The sequence below is a fragment of the Halopelagius fulvigenes genome (assembly GCF_055398025.1).
This window is the reverse complement of the sequence record NZ_AP043845.1, coordinates 86,411-109,441: the sequence shown is the minus strand read 5'-3', so window position 1 is coordinate 109,441 and position 23,031 is coordinate 86,411. Positions and strand designations below refer to the sequence as shown.

The following is a 23,031-nucleotide window of genomic DNA, read 5'->3' as shown; positions in this document are numbered from 1 at the left end:
CCCCGCGGCGGCAGTTATACCTTGGCACGCCGGCAGCCCGCCGCCAAATTTTATGTGCGCATGCGAAGAGGTATCATGGTATGGCGATACTGGCAGCAGTCGACGGCGACGAGGAACCCGACCGCGCGGTCACCGTCGGAGAGGACCTCGCGGCGGCGTACGACGACGAACTCGTCGTCGTCCACGTCCTCTCACAGGAGGAGTTCGAGAGGCGAGACGAGGTCCGGCGGGGCGAACGCTACACCGTCGAGGACGGACAGCACGACGCGGAGGCGACGGCGCGTACGGTCGTGAAAGCCTCGACGGACAGGCCGGGACCGGTGGTGACGCGCGGGCGCGTCGGCGACGTGGTGGAAGAACTGCTGAGCGAGGCCGAACGGGTGGACGCGAAGTACCTCGTCGTCGGCGGGCGCAAGCGGACGCCCGTCGGGAAGGCCCTGTTCGGGAGCACCACGCAGTCGGTGCTCCTGAGTTCGGACGTGCCCGTCGTCGCCGTGATGGACGAGTGAGGGCGAGTCGGACGAACCGGCGCGGGATTCATTAGCACGGAGGCGAAAGCGGAGAGAGATGGTCGAACTGGAGTTTCCGGGCCGGGAACGACTGGAGGCGGTGAACGACGCGTCGTTAGCGGACCTCCCGGCGTTCGCGACGGTGCGGACGGTGACCGACCCGCCCGAGGTGGACGACGTCCCCGCGGCCACCGCCGCGGCGATAGCCGAGATACCGGCGCTGAGCGACCTTCCGCGCGGGGCCGAGGTGGCGATAACCGCCGGCAGTCGGGGGATACACGACATGCCGACCGTCCTCTCGACGGCCGTCGAGGAACTTCGGGACCGGGGACTGGAACCGTTCGTCATGCCCGCGATGGGGAGTCACGGGGGCGCGACGGCGGAGGGGCAGGTGGAGACGCTCGCGTCCCTCGGCGTCACGGAGGCGTCGATGGACTGCGAGATTCGGTCGTCGATGGCCGTCGAGCGAGTGGCCGAGGACCCGAACGGCGAACCGGTGTACGCCGCGCGCGACGCACTCGACGCCGACGCCGTCCTCCTTGCGAATCGCGTGAAACTCCACACCGACTACCGCGGGCCGATAGAGTCCGGCCTCTGTAAGATGGCCGTCATCGGCCTCGGGAAGCACCGCGGTGCGGAGAACATGCACAACGCCGCCATCGCCCGCGGGTTCGACGAGGTGGTCCCCGAACGGGCGGAACTGCTGTTCGAGGCGGACGACGTGCCCATCGTCGGCGGCATCGCCGTCGTGGAGAACGACAGGGAACGCGCCGCGCGCGTCGAGGGCGTCCCCGTCGAGAACCTGCCCGAACGCGAGGAGGAACTCCTCGAACGGTCCGCGGACCTGTTCCCCTCCCTGCCCGTCGAGCAACTGGACTTCCTGATGGTGGACGAACTCGGCAAGAACGTCAGCGGAACCGGGATGGACACGAACGTCGTCGGGCGGGTTCGGTTCCACAACCAACCGGCGGTCCACGCCCCGGAGATAACCCGCATCTACGTCCGGTCGGTCACCGAGGAGTCCCACGGCAACGCCATCGGCATCGGCCTCGCGGACTTCGTGAGCCGCAAACTCCTCGAATCGGTGGACTTCGAGGACATGTACGTCAACATCACGACCAGCGGAGAACCCGAGCGCTCGAAGGTGCCGTTCGTCGTTCCCTGCGACGCGACGGCGTTCGTCCTCGCCGCGTCGATGACCGGCGTGCCCGACCTCTCGGAGATGCGAATCGGCCGCATCAGGAACACGCTCGAACCCGGGACGATGCTGGCGTCCGAACCCGTTCTCGACGAGTTGGAGGGGCGAGACGACGTGGAAATCGGTCCGCGCCGGCGATTGACGTTCGACGACGACGGGCGGTTGACGACCGAAATAGAGGGGTGACCGCCCTACGCGTCCCCGTCCCGCACCCGTTCGAACGTGCGCGCGATTCGGAGGAGGCGCGCGTCCTCGTACGGTCCGGCGACGAACTGGACGCCGACCGGGAGTGCGTCGCCGCCGTCGTCACCGTCGGGCACGGTCACGGCGGGGACGCCGGCGAGGTCCATCGGACGCGTGTTGTACGCGAGCGGCACGTCGAGGCCCTCGTCCGCGTCCGCGTCGTACTCGTGCGGCCGCCACGCGCCCACCTCCGGCGCGACGACGGGCATCGTCGGCGAGACGAGAGCGTCGCGGCCGTCTAAGGCGGCGTCGAACTCCGATTTCAACGTCGCACAGACGTTCCGCGCTCGGGTGTAGTGGCGGCCGTCGTAGCGGTCGAGGAGTGTCGCGCCGACGAGAGCGCGTTCCTTCACCACGTCGCCGAACCCGACGCCCGCGGCGGACTGACGGGCGCTAGCGGCGTCGTACCGAGCGGTGTCGAACGGCCCCGGGCGTTCGAGGGGGAGTCCGTTCCGGCGGAGTGCGGCGGCGAACTCCACGTTCGTTACCGCGTTCCAGACGTAGACGGCGTCTTCGACGGTCGGCAGGCGAACTGACTCGACGGTCGCCCCCGCGGATTCGAGCGTCGCCACCGCGCCTCGGAAGCGTTCGCGCACCTCCTCGGAGACGTGGTCCGAGAGGAGTTCCTCGGGGACGCCCAAAGAGAGGTCCGAAACATCGGGCGCGTCGGCCAGTCCCGCCGCGCACTCGCCGACCGGAATCTCCGTCGCCAGCGCCGAAGACGGGTCGCGGGCGTCGTAGCCGCCGACCACGTCGAATCCGAGCGCCGCCGTCTCCACGTCCGGCGCGAGCGTTCCGACGTGGTCGAGCGTGTACGCCAAGTCCACGAACCCGTCGCGCGGCACCGCGCCCCACGAGGGTTTGAAGCCGACGACGCCGCAGAACGACGCCGGAATGCGGACCGACCCGCCGGTGTCGCTCCCGAGTGCGAGGTCCGCCGACCCCTCGGCGACGGCGGCGGCGCTTCCGGAGGAGGATCCGCCCGCGACCCGACTCTCGTCTCTCGGGTTGGTCACGGGGCCGAACGCGCTGGTTTCGCTCGTCGGCCCGTAGGCGAGTTCGTCCATGTTCGTCTTCCCGACGAGTCGCGCGCCCGCCGAGAGCAGTCGGTCCACGACGCTCGCGTTCCGCCGGGGGACGACGCCCTCGAAGACGCGCGACCCGCACGTCATCGGGACGCCCGCGACGGCGATGTTGTCCTTCACGGCGACGGCCACGCCCGAGAGGGAACCGTCATCGTCGCCGTCACCGCTGGACTCCGCCTCGAACGCCGTGATGTAGGCGTTGTGCGGGTCGTCGTCCCCGTCGGGCGCGCGAACGTCGCGCACGGATACCGACTCCGAGGCGTCCGCCGGCGCGAGTTCGTCCAGCGCGGCGTATCCGTCGAGTTCGTCGTTCACGCCGCGGGCGAACCGTTCGGCGTCCGCCGCCGAGAGGTCGAACCCCATCGACTCGCCCGCCTCCGCGACCCACGCCGCCGAGACGGGGGAGAGGGGCATCGGCACTACGGCCACCCCCGCCACCGGACGGGCGGCCTGTCGTCGAATCTCGTCATGCGTTCCCGACTCACGGGGGAGGCCCGCATAACCGTTCGGGATGGCGAAAGCGCCCGACGGGCCGACCGACGTCGGCGACTGCGAGAGGGCGGAGACACCCTTCGCAACGAGAAACGAGACGACAAAACTAGCAAAGGCAGAAAAGAAGTTTGGGTAGCAAAACTAGCAAAGATAGGAAAACTTCGATAGAGACTTCGAAGGAAAGGTCCGAAGGTGCGTTCGAGGGAAGGAAGTCGCCGCTCCCTAGTTCTTTGGTACCGAATCGCGTGGAGGTTCGTATGCGAGTGACTGCAACCGACGCGTTCGAGGAAAGTTCCCGCACGGGGCTTCGCACCGGATCGAACGAGGAACCCCCCTCTCGCGCCGACGAAGGGAGGAAGCGGCGATGACGGGGGAGTCGATGGACGGCGTGAACGAGGACGCCGGACGGGGCGAGTTGCACCCCGACGCGCGGGCGTTCCTCGACGGCCTGGCGGCGAAGGGTCTCCCCTCGACGGCGACCCTCTCCGTCGAGTCCGCGCGGGAACAGTCGGGGATGCTCGTCGAACGGACGGAGGGGCCCGAGGTGGAGGACGTGTTCGACGTCTCGATTCCCGGTCCGGACGGCCCGGTTCCGCTTCGCGTCTACCGACCGGCGGGCGACGACGGGCGGGGCGTTCTCGTCTACTTCCACGGCGGCGGGTGGGTGCTCGGCGGACTCGACAAGATGGACGCCGCCTGCCGCCACATGGCCGTCGAGTCCGGTCGGTTGGTCGTCTCGGTGAACTACCGGCACGCGCCGGAGCATCCGTTCCCCGCCGGACTGCGCGACTGCCGCGCCGCGACGCGGTGGGTGACGGAGAACGCCGACGCTATCGGCGGCGACGCGGGGAGGGTGACCGTCGGCGGCGATAGCTCGGGCGGCAACCTCGCGGCGGCGGTCGCGCTTTCGTTTCGGGACTTCGACGGCCCCACCCTAGAACGGCAGTTGCTGATATACCCCGCGACGGAACACGCCTTCGACACGGAGTCCCACGAGGAGAACGCGTCGGGGTACTACCTCGAACGCGCCGACTCCCGGTGGTTCTGGGACCACTACCTCGACGACGAACTCGACGGCAAACACCCGTACGCCTCGCCGTTGCGGGCGCGGGACCTCTCGGGACTCCCGCCCGCGTCGATTCTCACCTGCGGGTTCGACCCCATCCGCGACGAGGGTATCGCCTACGCGAGACGTCTCTCCGAGGCGGGCGTCCCGGTTCGACACCACCACTACCCCGACCAGATACACGCGTTCGTCGGGATGTTCGTCGAACCGATGCGCTCACACGCTGAGGAGGCCCTTGCGACCATGCTGAACGACCTCTCGGAGTGAGGTGGCGGACGAGGGAGGCGCGGAAGCGTCCGCGCGTCGTCGTGGCGGCCTCTCCCGGCGATTCAGTCGTCGAGAGGCCGTCCGACCGTCGTGCGAGGTGATCGAACGCCGCGCCGACTCGTCTCACCGCATCCGAGAGACGAACGCGTACGACGCACCCAGCAGAAATCCGGTCGCGTGGAGCGCAGTCGCCAGTCCCCCGGTCGCGATGTCCCCGACGAACACCACCGTCGCGTAGCACAGGAAGGCGGACGCGAGCGTCGCGTTCCGTTCCGAGACGCCTCCGGCGGCGAGTTCGCCCGCCACGTACCCGGTCACGGCGAATCCGACCGTCGACGCGCCGTACCCGAACTTCGTCTGTCCGGTGACGAGAAACACCGCCGCCGACACCGGGGGTGTGACGACCACGAGACGGGCGTAGGCGGCGCGAATCGCGTCCGCCGACTCGTTCGAGATACGGAAACCGACGGCGGCGACGGCGAACAGACCGAGGTTCTTCAGCAGGTGAAGCGGGGGTCGCTGCGTCGGGTCGTGAAAGAGGACGTGCGCGAAGACGCCCACCGCCCGGACGGGGAGCTCTTCGAGCGACGAGGGGGGCGTCGATCGGAGCGTGAACAGTCGAAACCGGGAGACGGAGGGTTGGACGAGGAAGAACCAGACGGTGACGACGGCGGGGAACCACCCGACCGACGCGGCGTACTCCAGCGACGACCGGAGCGAACTCCGACCGAATCGCTCCCCGAAGAGTGCGGAGTCCGGCGGCGAACGACCGACGCCCATGTAGTCGTACCCCGTACGTCCGGGTGGTAGGTTGTAACAAACACCATATTCCGCCGCGGCAGAAAGGCGGTACGACTAACGAGGGAATAATCGCTCGGCGCGCCGGAGGCCGCCTCTCTAGAGCGAGAAGCGGTGTACGCCGGCCGTACGTCCGACGGAGGCGGATAACGTCGCGCTAACTCACCCCACAGAGGTGAACAGGAACGTTCCTCGCCGAGAGCGTCGATCCGGCGAGAGCGGTGGCGGCCGACGTTCAATCGAGTCCCGTTACGGCCGTACGACTGTAACGACGAACAGCCAGTCAGGTATTCCTGAGCGAGTGCGCGGTTCGGCGCTGCGTAACGCGATTCTGCGAGAGTTCGACTTCGAGTAACGCGTCTGAATCGCCCGCGTCCATTGTCGTCCGTCTATCACCGTTTCGATATCTCGCGTTCGTCCGCCACGTCGCTTATGGAAGAGAGATAAAGACAATCGTGTGTGGTGCTTGTCAACTATCGTGTCGTCGGCGTCGTCCTTCTGCTTCTCACCGCGGGGACGGGTGTGGCGGGGGCGTCGTCCGTCGGCACCGACGGTTCGACCGAGGAGAACAGACTCCGACAGACGGGAGTGCAGACGCAAGCGCAGGCGCAGTGTGACTACACGAAGGTGTACAACCAGACCATCGACTCGGTGGTCGCGGTGCGGACGGAGTCGGGGCTCGGTTCCGGGTTCGCCTACGCTGTGTCGGAGAACAACTCGACGAGTCACGTCGTGACCAACGCCCACGTCGTCGGCGAATCGAACTCCGTCGTCGTCCAGTTCGCTCGCGGCGAGTCGAAGCTCGGAACCGTCGTCGGGCGGGACAAACGCTCCGACCTGGCCGTCGTCCGGGTGAACGAGACGCCGGCGTACGTCGAGTCGCTCCCGGTGGCCGAGTCGCCCCCCGACCGCGGGGCGAGAGTCGCCGCCCTCGGGAGCCCGTTCGGGTTCGAGGAGACGATAACGCACGGCATCGTCAGCGGGACGAACCGCTCGATGCCGACCACGCGCGGGTTCGCCGTCCCGAACGTCGTCCAGACGGACGCGCCCATCAACCCCGGTAACAGCGGCGGACCGCTGGTGACGTGCGGCGGCGACGTCGTCGGCGTCAACACCGCGGGCATCTCCGCCTCCCGCGGCGAGAACATCGGGTTCGCGATTTCCGCGTCGCTCATCGAGCGTGTCGTCCCGTCGCTCGTTCGGACCGGCGAGTACAAGTACTCCTACCTCGGCGTGGCGGTCACCGAGACCACTCCTCCGCTCGCGTCGGCGAACGGACTCAACTCGACGGAGGGCGTGTACGTCACCTCGACGGTGCCAGGGACGCCCGCGGCGGACACCCTCCGCGAGACGAGGGAGTACCGACGGGTCGGTGGATTCACCGTTCCGGTCGGCGGTGACGTCATCGTCGCCGTGGATGGACGGCAGATACAGTCGCCTGAGGACCTCTCGTCGTACCTCGTCACCGAGACGCAACCCGGAGAGACGGTGACGCTGACAGTCGTGCGCGACGGTGAACGGCGGCAGGTGAACGTGACGCTGGCCGAACGACCCGAACCGCGGAGCGGATAGACGCGAATCGGCGCGGGGTACCGCCGCACTCCGACCGGTGCCTCTTCGCGGCGAACGGCGCTACGTCCTTCCGACCGGCGGGCCGGACGGCGCGCGGTGTACGTGCCGTCCTCCCGGCGGATGCCGAGGATGTTGATTCCTTCTTCGGACCGCAGATCTAGGTCCGCGAGTCGTTCGTTCGCCAGCCACGACCCCGTCCGAACGGTGAGGTCCGCGACGGTGAACTCGCGGTTGAGGTTCATCAGGCCGACGTAGTCGCGGAGTTCGAAAGTCGCGGTGCAACTGAGAGCGCGCTTGATGAGCGGAGTGAGGAGACTGTGGAACGCCTCGCTACGCGAGAGAGCGACGAGAACGGCCGCCACGCCGAGCAGGATGAGCAGTCGAGGGAGGCGCGTCGCCGGGCGGGTAAACGAGAGGACGAGCGTCGCGATAGACGTCGCGAGACCGACGTTCCCCAATCGCACCAGCGTCTTCACGACTCGGCGTCGCGCCGGGTACGCGGTGATTTCTTCCGCCTCCTGCGTGGTGAATCCGGCACCGGAGAACGCCGAGAGCGACCGGAACGACGCCACCTCCCTGGAGACGCCGGTCATCGTGAGCGCAACCGTCCCCATTCGAACGATGAGTAACGAGAGCGACACGACGATAATCAACGAAATCAGTGCGTACATCGGGTCGTTCTAGCCGCCGAAGACTGAAAGGTTTGATCTGGTATGCGAAGAGGTGGCAGAGACGCGTCCGCCGTCTCTCCCGCCGAAGCCTTCGAGAGGAGAACCTGAGTATTCGAACATGAGAGAGACGATAGTTCGTCTTCGCGTCGATGAGGCGACGGACGGTAGTCGTCTGCTCACCGTTTCGATGGAAATTATTGGAATTCTGTTCACGGTCGATATCTCCGTTACTGGCGGGCGGGACCGTTTTCGACAGACAGAGAGAGCGCCGATAAAGAGGCCAATTGATATTGGTTATATTTCATTCTTCGAGACCTACCCTGAGTTAGGGATATTTTCGCCCATATATCCGAAGTAGTTGAACGTATTATCCGCACTTCCCCGATATCGTTGTACTTCTCACTGATACAAGTATATTTATTCGATCTAGCGGACATCCGCCGGAAGGTATCGGGAGAACGAGTTCACTCGGTTACCATGCAGACGGTTCGTCGGCGTCCGCCTCGAACCGGACGTCGGCGCGGAAACTCGCGAACGACGGCGCGAGTGCGAAAACGCCGTCTTAGGAATTTTCGCGGTTAACGACGGAGTAGAACTCGTTTGTACGACAATAATCGGGAGCGGTCTCCGAATATCTCGCAATGTTCGCTATTAGTTTACTCCTGTCGGAGTGAAAACGGTCGGGGGAACGGGCCAACGGCGAATATTTGGGACTGTTTTGGGTTTGTTTTCTACTTTCTGGTTCGAAAATAATTAGTTTTAATGTACGGAGTACACACACACTGTGTATGGATAGGCATACCGCGGAACCGACAGCGGAGGGTCTGCCCGGACCGAACGCGGCGGCGTGGATAAACTTTCACTCCGAACACGCGGCGCCCAGCGAGTACTCCCACGAGTTCGTCTGGGACGTGACGGCGGAGGCCGACGGGCCGTTCGTGACCGACGTGGACGGCAACGTCCTCTTGGATTTCACCTGCCACATCGGCGCGGCCCCCCTCGGCTACAACAACGAGAAGGTGATCGGCAAACTCCGGGAGTTCGACCTCGTGGACCCGATGAAGATAGCCGGACAGGACATGTACTTCGGCGCCGGCGGCGACCCCGAATCGACGGAGTTCCCCGGGTCGAGTCACCTGATGAAGAAGCTCTGCGAGGTGTCGAGTCAGTACGGGATGGATACGGTGTTCCTCTCGAACTCGGGGGCGGAGGCCGTCGAGAACGCGATGAAGATATCGTACGACCACAACCCAGAGGCGAAGTACGGGTACGCCTTCGAGGGGAGTTTCCACGGCCGGACGTTCGGCACCCTCTCGGTCACTTGGTCGAACGAGGTGTACACCCGCCGCTACCCCGAACTGTCGGGGATGCGGACGGTGCCGTTCTGCGGCGACAGACACCACACGGCGGAGACGTGCGACTGCGGCTTCTTCACCGGCGACGGGTCGCAGTTGCGACGGAGTCTCTCCCCCGAGGGCGGGCACATCAACCCCGACGAAATCGCGTTCCTCGTGATGGAACCGATTCAGGGCGTCGGCGGGTACCGCTTCCCGAGCGACGATTTCATGCGGGAGGTGCAGGACGTGACCGACGAGTACGACATCCCCCTCGTCGTGGACGAGATTCAGTCGGGCGTCGGGCGGACGGGCGAGATGTGGGCCTCCGACCACTACCCCATCGAACCCGACGTCATCGCGAGTGCGAAGGGACTCCGCGTCGGCGCGACCATCTCGAGGAAGGACATCTTCCCCGAGGAGAAGAACCGCTTGGGCTCGACGTTCGGCGGCGGCGACATCCTCTCGTCGATGCAGGGCGTGTTCACCCTCGAAGCCATCGAGGAGCACGACCTGTTGGACAACGCGACGGCGCGCGGCCGACAGGCCAAGGAACTGCTCCGCGACGGCGCGCCGGACCACGTGGTGGACGTCCGCGGGAAGGGCCTCATGCTCGCCGTCGAGTTCGACACCGCGGACCGTCGCAATACGGTCGTCCGAGAGTCGCTGAAGCGCGGCCTCCTGACGCTCGGGTGCGGGAAGAAGACGATTCGACTGCTCCCGCCCCTCGACTCGACCGAACGCGAGATAGAACTCGGCATCGCCATCTTCGCCGAGGCCATCGAGGCGGCGCACTGACCGCCGCGACGCCTCTTTTTATCAATCGAGCGTGTGCGAGACGACGCTGACGCCGTCGAGTCCGGCGAGTCCGGCGACGACGTCCCGGAGGTGGTCCGGACCGCTTCCCTCCAAGCCGACGGCGACTGGCGTCCGGTTCGGGTGGTCCGCGTCCGTCCGCCGCGCCCGTTCCACCGCGTCGAGTCCCGCACCGCGGTCCGACACCGCGTCGGCGACGGTTCCGAGACTCCCCGGCCAGTCGGCGACGTGCAGTCGCGCCTCGGCGTACCGACCGAGGGACATCAGGCCGGTCCGGGCGAGTTCGCCGTGTTCCGTCAGGTCCACGTTGCCGCCGGAGACGACGGCGGCGACGCGTTCGTCGGTCACGTCCACCGCGTCCGAGAGGAGGGCGGCGACGGGCGCGGCACCGGCGGTCTCAGCCACCGTCTTCGCGCGTTCCGCGAGCAAGGTCACCGCGACGGTGATCTCCTCGTCGCTGACGGCCACCACGTCGTCCACGCGTTCCTCGACGACGGCGAACGTCTTTTCGAGCATGCGGGTGTCGGCGATGCCATCCGCCACGGTGTCCACGTCCGGGAGTTGGTGAATCTCGCCGCGTTCGAGCGACGGTTTCGCGTGGGCGGCACCCTCGGGTTGGACGCCGACGACGCGCACCTCAGGGTCGTGCTCCTTCAGAACCGTGGCGACGCCGGAGATGAGTCCGCCGCCGCCGATGGAGACGAGGACGGTATCGACGTCGGGGAACTGCTCGACTAGCTCCGCGCCGACGGTGCCCTGCCCGGCGATGACGCTCTCGTCGTCGAACGGGTGGACGAACTCGTAGCCCTCCGAGTCCGCGAGTTCGAGGGCGTACTCGTAGGAGCGTTCGTAGATGTCGCCCTCGACGACCACCTCCGCGCCGTAGCCTCGGGTGGCCGCTATCTTGGCGGCCGGCGTCACCTCCGGCACGACGATGGTCGTGTCGATGCCGAGGAGTCGGCCGGCGAGTGCGACGCCCTGCGCGTGGTTTCCGGCGCTCGCGGCGACGACGCCTCGCTCTTTCACGCCCTCGGGCAACGTCGCCATCGCGTTGTACGCGCCGCGAATCTTGAACGACCCCGTGCGCTGCATGTTCTCCAGTTTGAGGCCGACGGACGCCGCGCCCGACATCTCCGCGAACGTCGTGGACACGTCGAGTGGCGTCTCGTGGGCGATTCCCTCGATCCGGTCCCGCGCCGCCGCCACGTCCGCGACGGTGACGACGGCGTCCGCGCTCTCGGGTGCCGAACCCTCCGTCACGGCGACTCACCCACGGAGAGAATCGCGTCCGTCAACACCTCGACGCCGTGTTCTAAACTGCGCTCGTCCACGTCGAACGTCGGCGTGTGGTGACTCGTCGGGTGGTCGGTGCCGACGACGAGGTACGTCGCCCGCCCACCCTCCTCCTTGGCGCGCCGCATGAGGAACGTGGCGTCCTCGCTCGCGCCGAAGTCGGCGCTTTCGAGCACGGAGTCGACGCCGGAGGCGTCGCGGGCGGCGTCGGCGACGACGGCCGCGAGTTCCGGGTCGCTATCGACGCGGGGGGACTCGCTGACGACGTTCACCTCCGCCTCGCACCCGTGCATCTCGCCCGCCGTCGTGAGCGTGTCTCGGAGTTTCTCCTTCATGTACTCCATCAGTTCGGTCGTCTCGCCGCGCGCCTCGCCGTGGATGGTCGCCTCCTCTGCGATGACGTTGCTCGCCGTCCCCGCCTCCGCGACGCCGACGTTGACGCGGGTCATTCCCTCGGAGTGCCGGGGGATGGCGTAGGCGTTCTGGATGGCCGTCCCGAGGGCCTGCATCGCGTTGTCGCCCTCGTTGGGGGCTTTGCCCGCGTGCGCCGACGTGCCCTTGAACGTCGCGTCCACGTGGCACATCGCGAGGATGCGTTCGATGCCGGCGACGACTTCGCCCGTCGGGTGGTCGAGGCCGACGTGGACCGCGAAGAGGTAATCGAGGCCCACGGCGTACTCGCTCTCGGCCATCGGACGGCCGCCGCCGGACACCTCCTCCGCGGGTTGGAAGAAGACGGTGAACCGGCCCGAGAAGTCGCTCTGCTTGACGGCGTCGAGAACCGCCAGCCCCCACGTCATGTGGGCGTCGTGCCCGCAGGCGTGCATCGTCCCCTCGTTCTCCGACCGGAACCCCTCGCGGGCGGGGAGGTGGTCCTCCCCGTCGGACTCCTCGATGTACAGGGCGTCGATATCGACGCGGAGGCCGACGTGCGGTCCGTCGCCCCGGTCGAGGACGGCCACGAGTCCCGTGTTGCCGCCGGCCATCCTCTCGACTACCTCCTCGTCCGCGCCGCGTTCGACCGCCCGCCGCATCCACGGCCGCACCTCCTCGGGGTCCGGCGCGGCCATCCTGTCTTCGGGGTCGTACGCCTCGGGTCCGACGGCGAGTTCGTCGACGCCGATTTCTTCGATTCGCTCTGCGAGCGTCGCGGTGGTGTAGAACTCCCGCCACGCCGGTTCCGGGTACCGGTGGAACTCTCGACGCAGTCGGCTCAGGTCGAGCGTGGTCGTCGCTGCCATACGACCCACTAACACGCTCCACCCCCTTAGTTGTACACAAAATTCGTGCATGGCGAATACACGAAGGACTAAGTGCGGGTGAGACGATCGTTCACTACCGATTCGCGTCGGAAGGCGCGGAGTGAGCAACAGATGACCGACACACCGGATATCGTCGTCCTCCGCGAGGGGACGGAAGGGCTCTCGATGGAATCGTACGCAGAAGCGCTCCGCGAACGCCTCCCCGAGAGGACCGTCGCGCACGCCCGAACCCCGAAGCAGGAACGGGAACTCGTCGCGGAGGCGCGCGTCGCGACGGGCATCACGCTCGACCCCGAACTCGTGGAGGACGCCTCGAACCTCGAACTGTTCGCCTGCACGTTCGCCGGGACGGACCACGTCCCGATGGACGAACTCGCCGCCCGCGGCGTCGGCGTCACGAACGCCGGGGGCATCCACGCGCCGGGCATCGCCGAACAGGCCATCGGCAACATGCTCGTGTTCGCGCGCCGCCTGCACGAGGGGTGGCGGCGCAAGCGGAACGCCGAGTGGCGGCACTTCCAATCGGGCGAGTTCACCGACAGCACCGTCACCGTAATCGGCCTGGGGTCAATCGGGCAGGCCGTCGTCCAACGCCTGCGGGGCTTCGAGGTGGACACCATCGGCGTCCGCTACACCCCCGAGAAGGGCGGCCCCACCGACGAGGTGGTCGGCTTCGACGAGGACGCGATTCACGACGCCCTCTCCCGGAGCGAGTACGTCGTCGTCGCCTGCCCCCTGAACGACCTGACGCGCGGACTGATAGGGGAAGCGGAGTTCGCCACGATGCCGACGGATGCCGTCCTCGTCAACACCGCCCGCGGCGGTATCGTGGACACCGACGCCCTCGTCTCGGCCCTGCAGTCGAACAAGATTCGCGGCGCGGCCCTCGACGTCACCGACCCCGAACCCCTCCCCGCCGACCACCCCCTGTGGGACCTCGAAAACTGCCTCGTCACGCCCCACACCGGCGGCCACACACCGAAGCACTGGGACCGCCTCGCCGACATCGTCGCCGAGAACGTCGCCCGACTCGACGAGGGGGGCGAACTCGTCAACGAGGTTCTCGCGCGAGGGGACGACTGAGACGGGGGCGGCCGCCGAGGGCGTCGAAACGGAATTCGAGCGTTCTCCGACCGCGCTACGGCCAGAGGCCGCGCGTGGACTTCGCCTCCGCGACGCGGCGGAGTGCGACCACGTACGCGGCGTCGCGCCACGTCACGTCGCGCGCCTCGAACTCCTCGCGCACGTCGGCCCACGCGGAGAGCATCTGCGATTCGAGTTCGTCGTGGACGCGTTCGAGCGACCACTGCCGCCGGTTGATGTCCTGCAACCACTCGAAGTACGAGACGGTGACGCCGCCGGCGTTCGCGAGGATGTCCGGAACCACCGGAATCCCGCGCTCTTCGAGTATCGCGTCGGCGGCGAACGTCGTCGGGCCGTTCGCTCCCTCCACGACCAGGTCGGCCCGCACGTCGTCCACGTTGTCGGCGGTGAGGGCGTTGCCGACGGCCGCTGGGATCAGCACGTCCACGTCGAGTTCGAGGATCTCCTCATTGGAGAGTTTCTGCGGCGCGTCGTGGGACATGACGGCCTCCGGTTCCTCCTCGTGCGTCGGGACGGCGCGCGTGTCGAGTCCGTCGGGGTCGTATATCGCGCCGTTGACGTCGGAGACGGCGACGACGTTCGCGCCCCAGTCGTCGAGTGCGCAGGCGGCGTTCGCGCCGACGCTTCCGAACCCCTGCACCGCAACCGTCGTCTCCGAGAGGTCCCAGTCGTAGTAGTCCACGGCCTCGCGGGTGACGATGGCGACGCTCCGGCCGGGCGACTCCTCGCGGCCGTAACTGCCGCCGACGACCGGCGGTTTGCCCGTGACGACGCCGGGCACCGTCTCGCCCTCCTGCATCGAGTAGGCGTCCATGAACCACGCCATCGTCTGCGCGTCGGTCCCCATGTCCGGCGCGGGAACGTCCTGTTTCGGGCCGACGACGTCTCGAATCTCCTCGGCGAACCGCCGGGTGAGACGCTCCTTCTCCGTCTCGGAGAGGCCCTTCGGGTCCACGGCGACGCCGCCCTTCCCGCCGCCGAACGGGATGTCCATCACCGCGCACTTCCACGTCATCCACATCGAGAGGCCGATGCACTCGTCTTCGGTCACCTCCGGATGGTATCGGAGTCCGCCCTTGTACGGGCCGCGCACGTCGTCGTGTTGGGCGCGGTAGCCCGTGAATACGTCGAGCGACCCGTCGTCTCGCTTCAAGGGGACGGAGACGCGTTCGACCCGCGTCGGGTGTCTGAGTCGTTCGATGACGTTCTCGTCCACCTCGACGTGCGCCGCCGCGCGTTCGAGTTGCCGCCGCGCGGTGACCAGTGCCGAGTCCGCGTCCGATTCCTCCTCCGCCGTCGCGTCCGTCGTCGTAGTGGTAGCCATGGTGTGTTATGTCGAGAACAGCTTCCGCGGGAACTCCGCCAGCGTCTCCGCGCCGTTGGAGGTGACGCGGAACGTCTCTGAGAGTTCGATGCCGAAGTCGTCGAACCACAGGCCCGGAATCGCGTGGAACGTCATGTTCTCCTCCAGTACCGTCTCGTCGCCGGGTCGGAGACTCGCCGTGTGTTCGCCCCAGTCCGGCGGGTAGCCCAGCCCCATCGAGTAGCCGATTCGCTCCTCCTTCTCGATGTCGTACTTCGAGATGACGTCGCGCCACGCCTTCTCCACCCGTTCGCAGGTGACGCCCGGTTCGGCGGCGTCGAGGGCGGCGTTCAGGCCCTCGACGACGATCTCCGCCCGGTCTTTCATCTCCGCCGGCGGGTCGCCGACGAACGTCGTCCGCGCGAGGGGGGAGTGATAGCGGTGCCGACAGCCAGACAGTTCGATGATGACCGGGTCACCGTCCTCGAACTCGCGGTCCGTCCACGTGAGATGCGGCGTCCCCGTGTGGTCGCCGGAGGGCATGAGGGGGACGATGGAGGGGTAGTCGCCGCCATAGTCGTCGGTGCCCCGGATGAGGGCGTCGTAGATGGCGCGCGCCGCCTCCGACTCGGGGACGCCCTCCTCGATGGCGTCCATACCGGCCTGCATCGCGTTCTCAGAGATGCGGGCGGCCTCCCGCATGTAGTCGAGTTCCCGGTCGGACTTCTTCACCCGGACCCAGTTGACGAGAAGGGTCGCGTCCTCGAACGTCGCCTCGGGGAGGTTCTCCTGCAGGCGCGTGTAGGACTTGGCGGTGAAGTAGTACGCGTCCATCTCCAACCCGACGCGGCCGCCGTCGGCGTCCAGTTCTTCGAGGACGCCCGCGACGTAGTCCATCGGGTGGAGGTCGTGCGGCGAGTGGACGTGGTCGTCGCTGTAGGCGCGGATGCTCTCTTCTTCGAGCCACGTCGTCGCGCGCGCGCCGTTGGCGTCCATCCCCCGTCCGACCCAGACGGGTTCCTCGCGGTCCGGCGTCAGGACGACGGCCTGCGGGACGTAGAACGACCACCCATCGTACCCCGAGAGGTAGTTCATGTTCGCGGGGTCCGAGACGACGAGGGCGTCCAACTCTGCCTCCCGCATCCGTTCTTTCGTCTTGTCGATGCGTCTTTCGTACTCGCTCTCTCCGAAGATTGACTGGGGCATACTACCGGTGCTCGAACCGTGATTCGGCTGACAGCGATTTAACGTTTGTGTACGATGATTACGGATACTGTGTAGCGCCGGGGCGAGAAGGGAGGGACGGTCGGTCAGGCGGGGACGCGCCCGTCGGGAACCACGCCGTCGTCCGTCCACCCGCGCACCTCGTAGTACTCGTCTAAGGCCGCCTCGAACTCCGGCAGGTCGTACGGGAGTCTGTCGTCGTCCCTGTCGAACCCGCGTTGGTTGTTGAAGTGGCGTTCGAGCGTGACGGTGCGCGCGCCCACGTCGAGGAGGTCCTCGAAGTCCGCGCCGAACAGCATCTCGTAGCGTTCGGGGGTCATGTAGTCGCGGGAGAACTTGCAGACGACGCCGCTGTCGTTCAGGGCCATCAGGTCCTCGCGTTCCGCGAGGACGTCCGCCTTCCCGACGGTGCCCTTCGGGTCCACCGCCTGCTCCTGCGGGACGAGGGGGTACTCGACGGAGTAGAACGTCGCGTACATGTGGTCCGCGCCGCGGTTGGCGACGGCGTACGAGAGGCCCTGCCCGTTGAGGACGCGCCCCTCGTGGCCGGCGAAGTCCATCCCCTTCACCGTCCAGTTCTCGACGCCGAGTTCGTCGTGGACGCGGTCGATCCCCTCCGCGAGGGTGTCGCCGACGCCCTCGCGGTGGGCTATCTTCTCGACGAGGTCCCAGATGAGTTCGCGGTTGCCGAACTCGTCCTCGGCGGCGAGGTAGGCGGCGACGGTGTTGCCCGCCGAGATGGCGTCGAGTCCGTAGTCGTCGCAGAGTTGGTTCGACTTCATCACGTCCACGATGTCGTCCACGCCCGAGTTCGAACCGAACGCCATCGCCACCTCGTACTCCGGGCCCTCCGTCTCGATGCCGCGTTCCTCGTCCTTCGTCGGGAGTTTACACGCGAACGCGCAGGCCGAACAGGTGCCTTTCTTGTACTTCTTCTCGGCGACGGCGTCGCCGTTGATGCCCTCGACGCCCTCGAACGTCTGCTCTGAGAAGTAGTACGAGGGGAGGCCGTCCACCTCGTTCGCGAGGTCCATCACCGCGACGGTGCCCTGTTCCTTCATGACGTGGTCGTCCGTCGCCGCCTCGCGGTGAATCTCCATCTGCCCGGCCGGAACGTCGATGTCGGGCGCGGAGTCGCCCTCGAAGGTGACGGCCTTGACGTTCTTCGACCCGAGGACGGCCCCGAGTCCGCCGCGCCCGAAGGCGCGTTCCTCCGAGGTCATGATGGAGGCGAAGCGCACCTCGTTCTCGCCCGCGGGGCCGACGACGGCCGTCTGGTCGGCCCCGATGCCGTGCGCCTCGTCCAGGTACGCCACCGTCTCCGGCACCGTCCCACCTTCGAGGTTCGGCACCTCCTCGAACCGAACGCCGTCGTCTCTCACGTGGACGACGACGAGTTCGTCGCTCCGACCGGTGAACTCCACGGCGGCGTTCCCGGTGTCGGCGAAGTGCCGCGACATGAACCCGCCCGCGTTCGAAGAGAGGAGGCCGTCTGTGAGGGGCGAGACGCCGGTGACGTTCATCCGACCGGTGAAGCTCATGGTCGACGCCTGCATCGGCCCCGTCGTGAACACGAGTCGGTTCTCCGGGCCGAGAGGATCCGCGTCGAACGGGACGCGGTCGTGCGCGAGTCTGGTGGCGACTCCCCGCCCGCCGATGTACGACTCCAGTACCTCGGTGACGTCGATACGCTCCGTCTCCCGCGTTCCCACGTCGACGGAGACCAGCGGACCTTTCGAGTGTAGCATTGCCCGGCGGTTGCCCGCGGAGGGGCTTAATGATTTGTGGTGACGAACCTCGCAGCAGCCGAACGGACTCGGGGAACTGATGTCAGAAACTGTGTACAGTCTATATGGTAACTGTGGACAACTTATTTATGATAGTTACGCGTTGGCACGGACATGGCAAGAGGACCACCGATAGCGGAACTGCACTACGACGAGGCGCCGTCGGTCGACTCCGTTCCGGGTCCGAAGTCGCGCGCTCTCATCGAGAAACAGCAGGCAATCGACAGTAGCGCCGTCGCGTACCCGGAGGATATCCCCATCGCGTTCGAGGAGGGGAAGGGCGCGACCGTCCGCGACGTGGACGGCAACACGTTCATCGACATGTTCGCGGGGATCGGCGTCCTCAACGTCGGCCACTCGAACCCCTACGTCCTCGAGGCGGTCCACGAACAGGCGGACAAGTTCGTCCACACGGTCGACTTCCCCACGGAGGCGCGCCTCGAACTCATCGAGAAACTCGACGAGATAGCGCCCTCGGGCCTCCAGGGGAACATGCGAACCGTCTTCGGCGGCCCGACGGGGAGCGACGCGATCGAGGCGGCCATCAAACTCTCGAAGTACAACACCGGCGGCGACGGCCTCGTGGCCTTCCGCGGCGCGTACCACGGCGCGACGAGCGGCGCGATGAGCGTCACCTCGAACAAGAAGTTCAAGGAGGCGTACACGCCGCTTCTCCCCGACGTGGTCCACGCGCCGTACCCGTACCCGTTCCGGATGGAGAAGACGCCCGAGGAGGCGGTGGACCACGCGTTGGAGGAGGTTCAGGAGATCCTCGAAGACCCCTACGGCGGCCTCGCGAACCCCGCGGGCATCATCGTCGAACCCATCCAAGGCGAGGGCGGCGTCGTCGCCCCGCCCGAAGGCTTCCTGAAGGGACTGCGCGACATCGCGACGGACAACGACGTCCCCCTCGTCTTCGACGAGATTCAGAGCGGACTCGGGCGCACCGGCGAGTGGTGGGCCAGCGAGTGGTACGACGTGTCGCCGGACGTGATGACCTCCGCGAAGGCACTCGGCGGAACCGGGTTCCCGCTCTCGGCGACGATGTACCACGAGGACCTCGACACGTGGGGGTCGGGCGACCACGCGGGCACCTACCGCGGCCACGTCGTCGGCATGCGCGCCGGAACGCGAGCCATCGAGTACATCCAAGAACACGACCTGTTGGCGCACGCCCGCGAACTCGGCGAGCACATCCGGACGCGCTTGCGCGAGGTGGGCGAGTCCAACCCGCAACTCGCCGACGTTCGCGGGAAGGGCCTGTTCATCGGCGCGGAGTTCGTGGACGAAGACGGGAACCCGGACGGCGACATCGGCGACGCGATTCAGGACTACTGCTTCGAGCACGGCGTCCTCGTCTGGAAGGCCGGCCGCCACGGCAACATCCTGCGCCTGCTTCCGCCCCTCGTCCTCACTCGCGAACTCGCGGACACCGCACTCGATGTCATCGAAGACGCAATCGAGCAGGCCACGACGGCTACATCGACGGTCTGAGCGTCGGGCCACTCTCGTACTGCCTCTCGAACGTCGAACCGCCGCCCGCCCGAACTCTCTTCGACGCGTCGGATCGAGGAGGGGCGCTCTTCGGGAGACCGGTCGCCCGGCGCGTTATTCGACCTTCGCGACGGCGTCTATCTCGACGCGCACGTCGTCGGGGAGGCGAGACGCCTCGATGCAGACGCGGGCGGGCGGCGTCTCGCCGACGTGTTCGGCGTACGCCTCGTTGACCGCCCCGTAGTCGTCCATGTCGGTGACGTACACCGTCGCCTTCACGACGTCGTCGAGGGACCCGCCGGCCTCCTCCACGACGGCGGCGAGGTTCTCCATCACGCGGTGCGTCTGTTCCCGCACGTCGCCCTCGACTTCCTCGCCCGTCTCGGGGTCCACCGGGCCGAACCCGGAGACGAACAGGAGTCCGTCCGCGAGGACGCCCTGCGAGTAGGGGTTGTCGTTCTGCGGCGCGCCGGACGCGGAGACGGCAGTCTTCTCTGGCATAGGTTGCGGGCGGAGCGTCTCGCCGAGATGCAATAAACGTTATTCGGTGGCCGTACGCGAAGACCGGTTTCTCGGGGGTGGAGGCGGAGACGAGAAATCGGGAAACGACGGAGAACGAAAACGAGGGGCCGCGACGACGGTCAGTCGTCCAAGTCTTCGACGCGGCGGTCGCGCGCCTCCGTGGCTTTCGCCACCGCGTCCACGAACTCGGGCATCTGTTCTTTCATGCCGGACCGCATCTCTGACGGCGAGAACGTCTCGGACTCCGTCATGAGGCGGACGAACGCGCGGAGTTCCTCGTCAGTCACCTCGTCGAAGTGCCCGGCCTCCAGTTTGTCTACGACCTCGTCCACGTCGATTTGGCCGACCGGGTCGACGTTGAAGTCGACGGTCACCATGCGGTAGTCCGACCCGGCGAGTTTCTGTTCGGCCCGGTTGACGCCCTGTCCGAGCATGTCCTTGAACGGGACGTAGTAGCCCATCGTCCCGAGGTGGAGGAACCCGAGCATGTCCACGATACCCCGCGTGTACGCCTCGCGGGCCTCGTCGTCGGGGTCGAACACCGTCTCCCTGTCGCGGTCTTCGAGGTGGTCGAAGAGGATGGTGAAATCGAGGATGGCGTTCCGCAGGCGACGGCGGATTCGGTTTCGCTTCTGCTTCTTCGAGTGCTCCGTGTAGTCCGTCTTCCGTCCGAGGAGGAACTCGCGGTCGCTCGGGGTGAGGATGCCGCGTTCTCTGTCCGCCGAGTAGGCGAGAGCGTCGTCCGCGTCCGCGCCGTTCGTCCGTGGGTCGTCTTCCATACACACTTCTCGTGTACGTCCTCAATTAAGGGTTACGGAGGCCTCAAACGTCGTCTCGACCGAACGACTCGAATCGAACGGTATAAAACGCCGTACTTGGTGGGGAGGGGCGACGACTGAGAATCGGAGCCGAACACAGATATCGTTTAAAACTCGCGGTAGAGAGGGAACTTCGGTCGGACGCGACGCCGTTTCGGGGGCGTTTCGTCAGTCGACCCCAAATTTTATCCCGGAGTTCTGAGATGTGTTTGATGCTACCACTCACGAGACCATGTTAGCACACAGCAGCGGCGAGGCGTACGACCGGGTTCGAAGCGGGTGCAGCCGACGAGAGCGGACGGCAGCCGCCGTCGTCGACGCCCGGCCGAGTAGTATCGCGACGAAACGGACGAACGCCGACGGCACTGCCGAGAGGAGAGACGATGAGTGAGAGCGACGGCGCACTCGGCGAGTTCTTCGAGGAGATAGAGCCGTCCATCTTCGGCTTCGGCGCGGGTATCACCCTGCTCTTCGTCGGCCTGTTCGCGGTTCGTCCGGACGCGGCCGCCGAAGTCGTCTCGGGCGTCAACCAGTTCGTCCTCGCGCACTTCAACTGGGCGTTCCTCATCGTCATGCTCGTTCTCGTCGGCTTCCTCGTCTTCCTCATCCTCGGGCCGTGGGGGTCGATCAAGTTAGGCGACGAGTCGCCCGAGTTCAGTTACGTCTCGTACTTCGCGATGATATACTCCGCGGGACTGGCCGCGGGCATCGTCTTCTGGGGACCGACGGAGGCGCTGATGCACTACTCGTCGGTGCCCCCGTTGTACGACGTGGCCGCGAAGTCGCAGGCGGCCATCCCCATCGCCGTCCAGTACAGCCTGTTCCACTGGAGCATCACGCAGTGGTCCTGCTTCACGGTCATGGGCCTCGGGATCGGCTACTTCGCGCACGCACACGGTGCGCCCCTCCGCGTGTCGGCGGTGCTGACGCCGTTCGTCGGCGCGGACAACGTGGACAACGCCCTCGGGAAACTCGTGGACATCCTCGCGGTGTTCGCCACCCTCGGCGGCGTCGCCACGTCGCTCGGCTTCATCGGCAGTCAGTTCCTCACCGGCATCGAGTTCCAGTGGGGGTACCAGCTCGGCGACGTCGGGACGATAGCGGTCATCACCGGGATGACCGTCCTCTTCACTGCGTCTCTCGTCCTCGGGGTCGACCGCGGCATCCGTCGCCTCTCGAACTTCAACATGGGGCTATTCGCGGTGCTCATGGTCGCGACGCTGATTCTCGGTCCGACGGTTCGCGTCCTCGAACTCAGCACGCAGGCGACCGGCGGCCTCATCGGCGACTGGTTCAAGATGAGCCTGTTCACCCACTTCGCTGGCGGCGGCGAGTGGTCGAACGCGTGGACGGTGTTCTACTGGGCGTGGCCCCTCGCGTGGTCGCCGTTCGCCGGCCTGTTCATCGCCCGCATCTCCCGCGGACGCTCCGTCCGCGAGGTGGCGTTCACCGGCATCGTCGCGACGTCGCTGGCCACTATCCCGTGGTTCGCCATCGTCGGCGGCACCGCGACGGTGTTCCAACACCGCGGTGCGGTGGACATCCTCGGACCGGTCGGGCAGTACGGCGAGGCGGTGTCGGGCTACATCCTGTTTCAGGCGCTTCAGGTGTCGTGGCTCCCGATACCCGTCGGGACCCTCCTGCTCTTCGGCTTCCTCGTGTTGGTGACGACGTTCTTCGTCACCTCGGCGGACTCCTCGACGCTGGCCGTCTCGATGATGACGACCGGGGGGAAGGAGGAACCCTCCGCCGTCAACCGAATCTTCTGGGGCCTCCTGCAGGGCGTCGTCGCGTCGATACTGATGGTCATCGGCGGCGTGGAGGCGCTTCAGTCCGCCGCCATCGTCACCGGCGGGCCGTTCGCCATCGTCTGCCTCGTCGCCGTCGCCGGTCTGGTGAAGACGTTCACCGACCGCCACGGGAGCGTCATCCTCCAGGACGAGACGGTTCTGTTCGGACGTAGTGGAACGTCGAACGAATCGACCGTCGCCCGGGCGAACGTCGAGTCCGACGACGACTGAAGCCGCCCCGTACCCCCGCCCCGCACGACCCGGTGACCGTTCGTCGCCGACCGAACTCGGTTCCCCGTTCTCCTGCAAAGAAATCATCCGAATAGGAGTACGTTCGCACGGTTTCGACGCGGCGGTCCGGCGTAGTTTCGAACCTCGCGTTC

18 protein-coding genes are annotated in these 23,031 nt (G+C 66.7%); 9 read left to right on the top strand and 9 right to left on the bottom strand.

The genetic code is table 11. The features are described 5' to 3' along the window. Positions 1–80: 80 nt before the first annotated feature. Both ACZ522_RS03585 and ACZ522_RS03580 read left to right on the top strand, forming a co-directional pair. On the top strand, positions 81–509 hold the full coding sequence (locus ACZ522_RS03585) for a universal stress protein (RefSeq protein ID WP_379692185.1): 429 nt from the start codon (positions 81–83) through the stop codon (positions 507–509). 58 nt (positions 510–567) lie between these two features. After that, positions 568–1,893, top strand: coding sequence for a nickel pincer cofactor-dependent isomerase, group 22 (locus tag ACZ522_RS03580; protein ID WP_379692187.1), 1,326 nt, complete (start codon positions 568–570; stop codon positions 1,891–1,893). A 5-nt stretch (positions 1,894–1,898) separates the two neighbouring features. Here ACZ522_RS03580 and ACZ522_RS03575 read toward each other — a convergent pair whose 3' ends face one another. Then, a complete protein-coding gene (locus ACZ522_RS03575) occupies positions 1,899–3,449 on the bottom strand; it encodes an amidase (protein ID WP_379692188.1) in 1,551 nt (516 codons plus the stop codon). Between the two features lie 442 nt (positions 3,450–3,891). On the opposite strand from ACZ522_RS03575, the gene ACZ522_RS03570 reads away from it, so the two are divergent. Then, positions 3,892–4,860: an alpha/beta hydrolase gene (locus tag ACZ522_RS03570; RefSeq protein ID WP_379692189.1), complete on the top strand. Its 969-nt coding sequence runs from the start codon at positions 3,892–3,894 to the stop codon at positions 4,858–4,860. Positions 4,861–4,983: 123 nt separating this feature from the next. On the opposite strand, the gene ACZ522_RS03565 is transcribed toward ACZ522_RS03570, so the two are convergent. Beyond that, a complete protein-coding gene (locus tag ACZ522_RS03565; RefSeq protein WP_379692190.1) occupies positions 4,984–5,640 on the bottom strand; it encodes a hypothetical protein in 657 nt (218 codons plus the stop codon). Positions 5,641–6,117: 477 nt separating this feature from the next. Here ACZ522_RS03565 and ACZ522_RS03560 point away from each other — a divergent pair, with 477 nt between their 5' ends. From ACZ522_RS03560 to ACZ522_RS03550, 3 genes are all read left to right on the top strand, one after another. Beyond that, positions 6,118–7,230 (top strand): S1C family serine protease, encoded by a 1,113-nt coding sequence (locus ACZ522_RS03560; RefSeq protein ID WP_379692192.1) that lies wholly within the window; start codon positions 6,118–6,120, stop codon positions 7,228–7,230. Positions 7,231–7,731: 501 nt separating this feature from the next. Further along, positions 7,732–7,914 carry a hypothetical protein gene (locus tag ACZ522_RS03555; RefSeq protein ID WP_379692210.1) on the top strand — a complete coding sequence of 61 codons (183 nt, stop codon included), beginning with the start codon at positions 7,732–7,734 and terminating at the stop codon, positions 7,912–7,914. Positions 7,915–8,689: 775 nt separating this feature from the next. Further along, entirely contained in the window at positions 8,690–10,033 is a 1,344-nt protein-coding gene (locus ACZ522_RS03550) for a class-III pyridoxal-phosphate-dependent aminotransferase (protein ID WP_379692194.1), read from the top strand. Between the two features lie 21 nt (positions 10,034–10,054). Here ACZ522_RS03550 and ilvA read toward each other — a convergent pair whose 3' ends face one another. Beyond that, positions 10,055–11,311 (bottom strand): threonine ammonia-lyase, encoded by a 1,257-nt coding sequence (gene ilvA / locus ACZ522_RS03545; protein ID WP_379692195.1) that lies wholly within the window; start codon positions 11,309–11,311, stop codon positions 10,055–10,057. Further along, positions 11,308–12,585 (bottom strand): amidohydrolase, encoded by a 1,278-nt coding sequence (locus tag ACZ522_RS03540; protein WP_379692197.1) that lies wholly within the window; start codon positions 12,583–12,585, stop codon positions 11,308–11,310. Before ACZ522_RS03540 ends, ilvA begins: the two co-directional genes overlap by 4 nt. Before the next feature lie 132 nt (positions 12,586–12,717). Here ACZ522_RS03540 and ACZ522_RS03535 point away from each other — a divergent pair, with 132 nt between their 5' ends. Next, positions 12,718–13,689, top strand: coding sequence for a D-2-hydroxyacid dehydrogenase (locus ACZ522_RS03535; protein ID WP_379692199.1), 972 nt, complete (start codon positions 12,718–12,720; stop codon positions 13,687–13,689). Positions 13,690–13,744: 55 nt separating this feature from the next. On the opposite strand, the gene gdhB is transcribed toward ACZ522_RS03535, so the two are convergent. From gdhB to ACZ522_RS03520, 3 genes are all read right to left on the bottom strand, one after another. Further along, positions 13,745–15,034: a glutamate dehydrogenase GdhB gene (gene gdhB / locus ACZ522_RS03530; protein ID WP_464391772.1), complete on the bottom strand. Its 1,290-nt coding sequence runs from the start codon at positions 15,032–15,034 to the stop codon at positions 13,745–13,747. Positions 15,035–15,040: 6 nt separating this feature from the next. Next, complete coding sequence (locus tag ACZ522_RS03525) at positions 15,041–16,219, bottom strand: M24 family metallopeptidase (RefSeq protein WP_379691930.1); 1,179 nt, start codon at positions 16,217–16,219, stop codon at positions 15,041–15,043. 104 nt (positions 16,220–16,323) lie between these two features. Then, complete coding sequence (locus ACZ522_RS03520; protein WP_379691931.1) at positions 16,324–17,985, bottom strand: aldehyde ferredoxin oxidoreductase family protein; 1,662 nt, start codon at positions 17,983–17,985, stop codon at positions 16,324–16,326. A gap of 153 nt (positions 17,986–18,138) precedes the next feature. Between ACZ522_RS03520 and ACZ522_RS03515 the strand changes: the two genes are divergently transcribed. Beyond that, on the top strand, positions 18,139–19,518 hold the full coding sequence (locus tag ACZ522_RS03515; protein ID WP_379691932.1) for an aspartate aminotransferase family protein: 1,380 nt from the start codon (positions 18,139–18,141) through the stop codon (positions 19,516–19,518). A gap of 114 nt (positions 19,519–19,632) precedes the next feature. Here ACZ522_RS03515 and ACZ522_RS03510 read toward each other — a convergent pair whose 3' ends face one another. Together ACZ522_RS03510 and ACZ522_RS03505 are read right to left on the bottom strand one after the other, a co-directional pair. Continuing rightward, complete coding sequence (locus ACZ522_RS03510; RefSeq protein WP_379691933.1) at positions 19,633–20,019, bottom strand: Rid family detoxifying hydrolase; 387 nt, start codon at positions 20,017–20,019, stop codon at positions 19,633–19,635. 140 nt (positions 20,020–20,159) lie between these two features. Further along, the gene (locus tag ACZ522_RS03505) at positions 20,160–20,819 is read right to left on the bottom strand and encodes a hypothetical protein (protein ID WP_379691935.1); all 660 of its coding nucleotides are present in this window, start codon (positions 20,817–20,819) and stop codon (positions 20,160–20,162) included. Positions 20,820–21,241: 422 nt separating this feature from the next. On the opposite strand from ACZ522_RS03505, the gene ACZ522_RS03500 reads away from it, so the two are divergent. Continuing rightward, entirely contained in the window at positions 21,242–22,879 is a 1,638-nt protein-coding gene (locus ACZ522_RS03500; protein ID WP_379691936.1) for a BCCT family transporter, read from the top strand. The last annotated feature ends 152 nt before the right edge of the window (positions 22,880–23,031 follow it).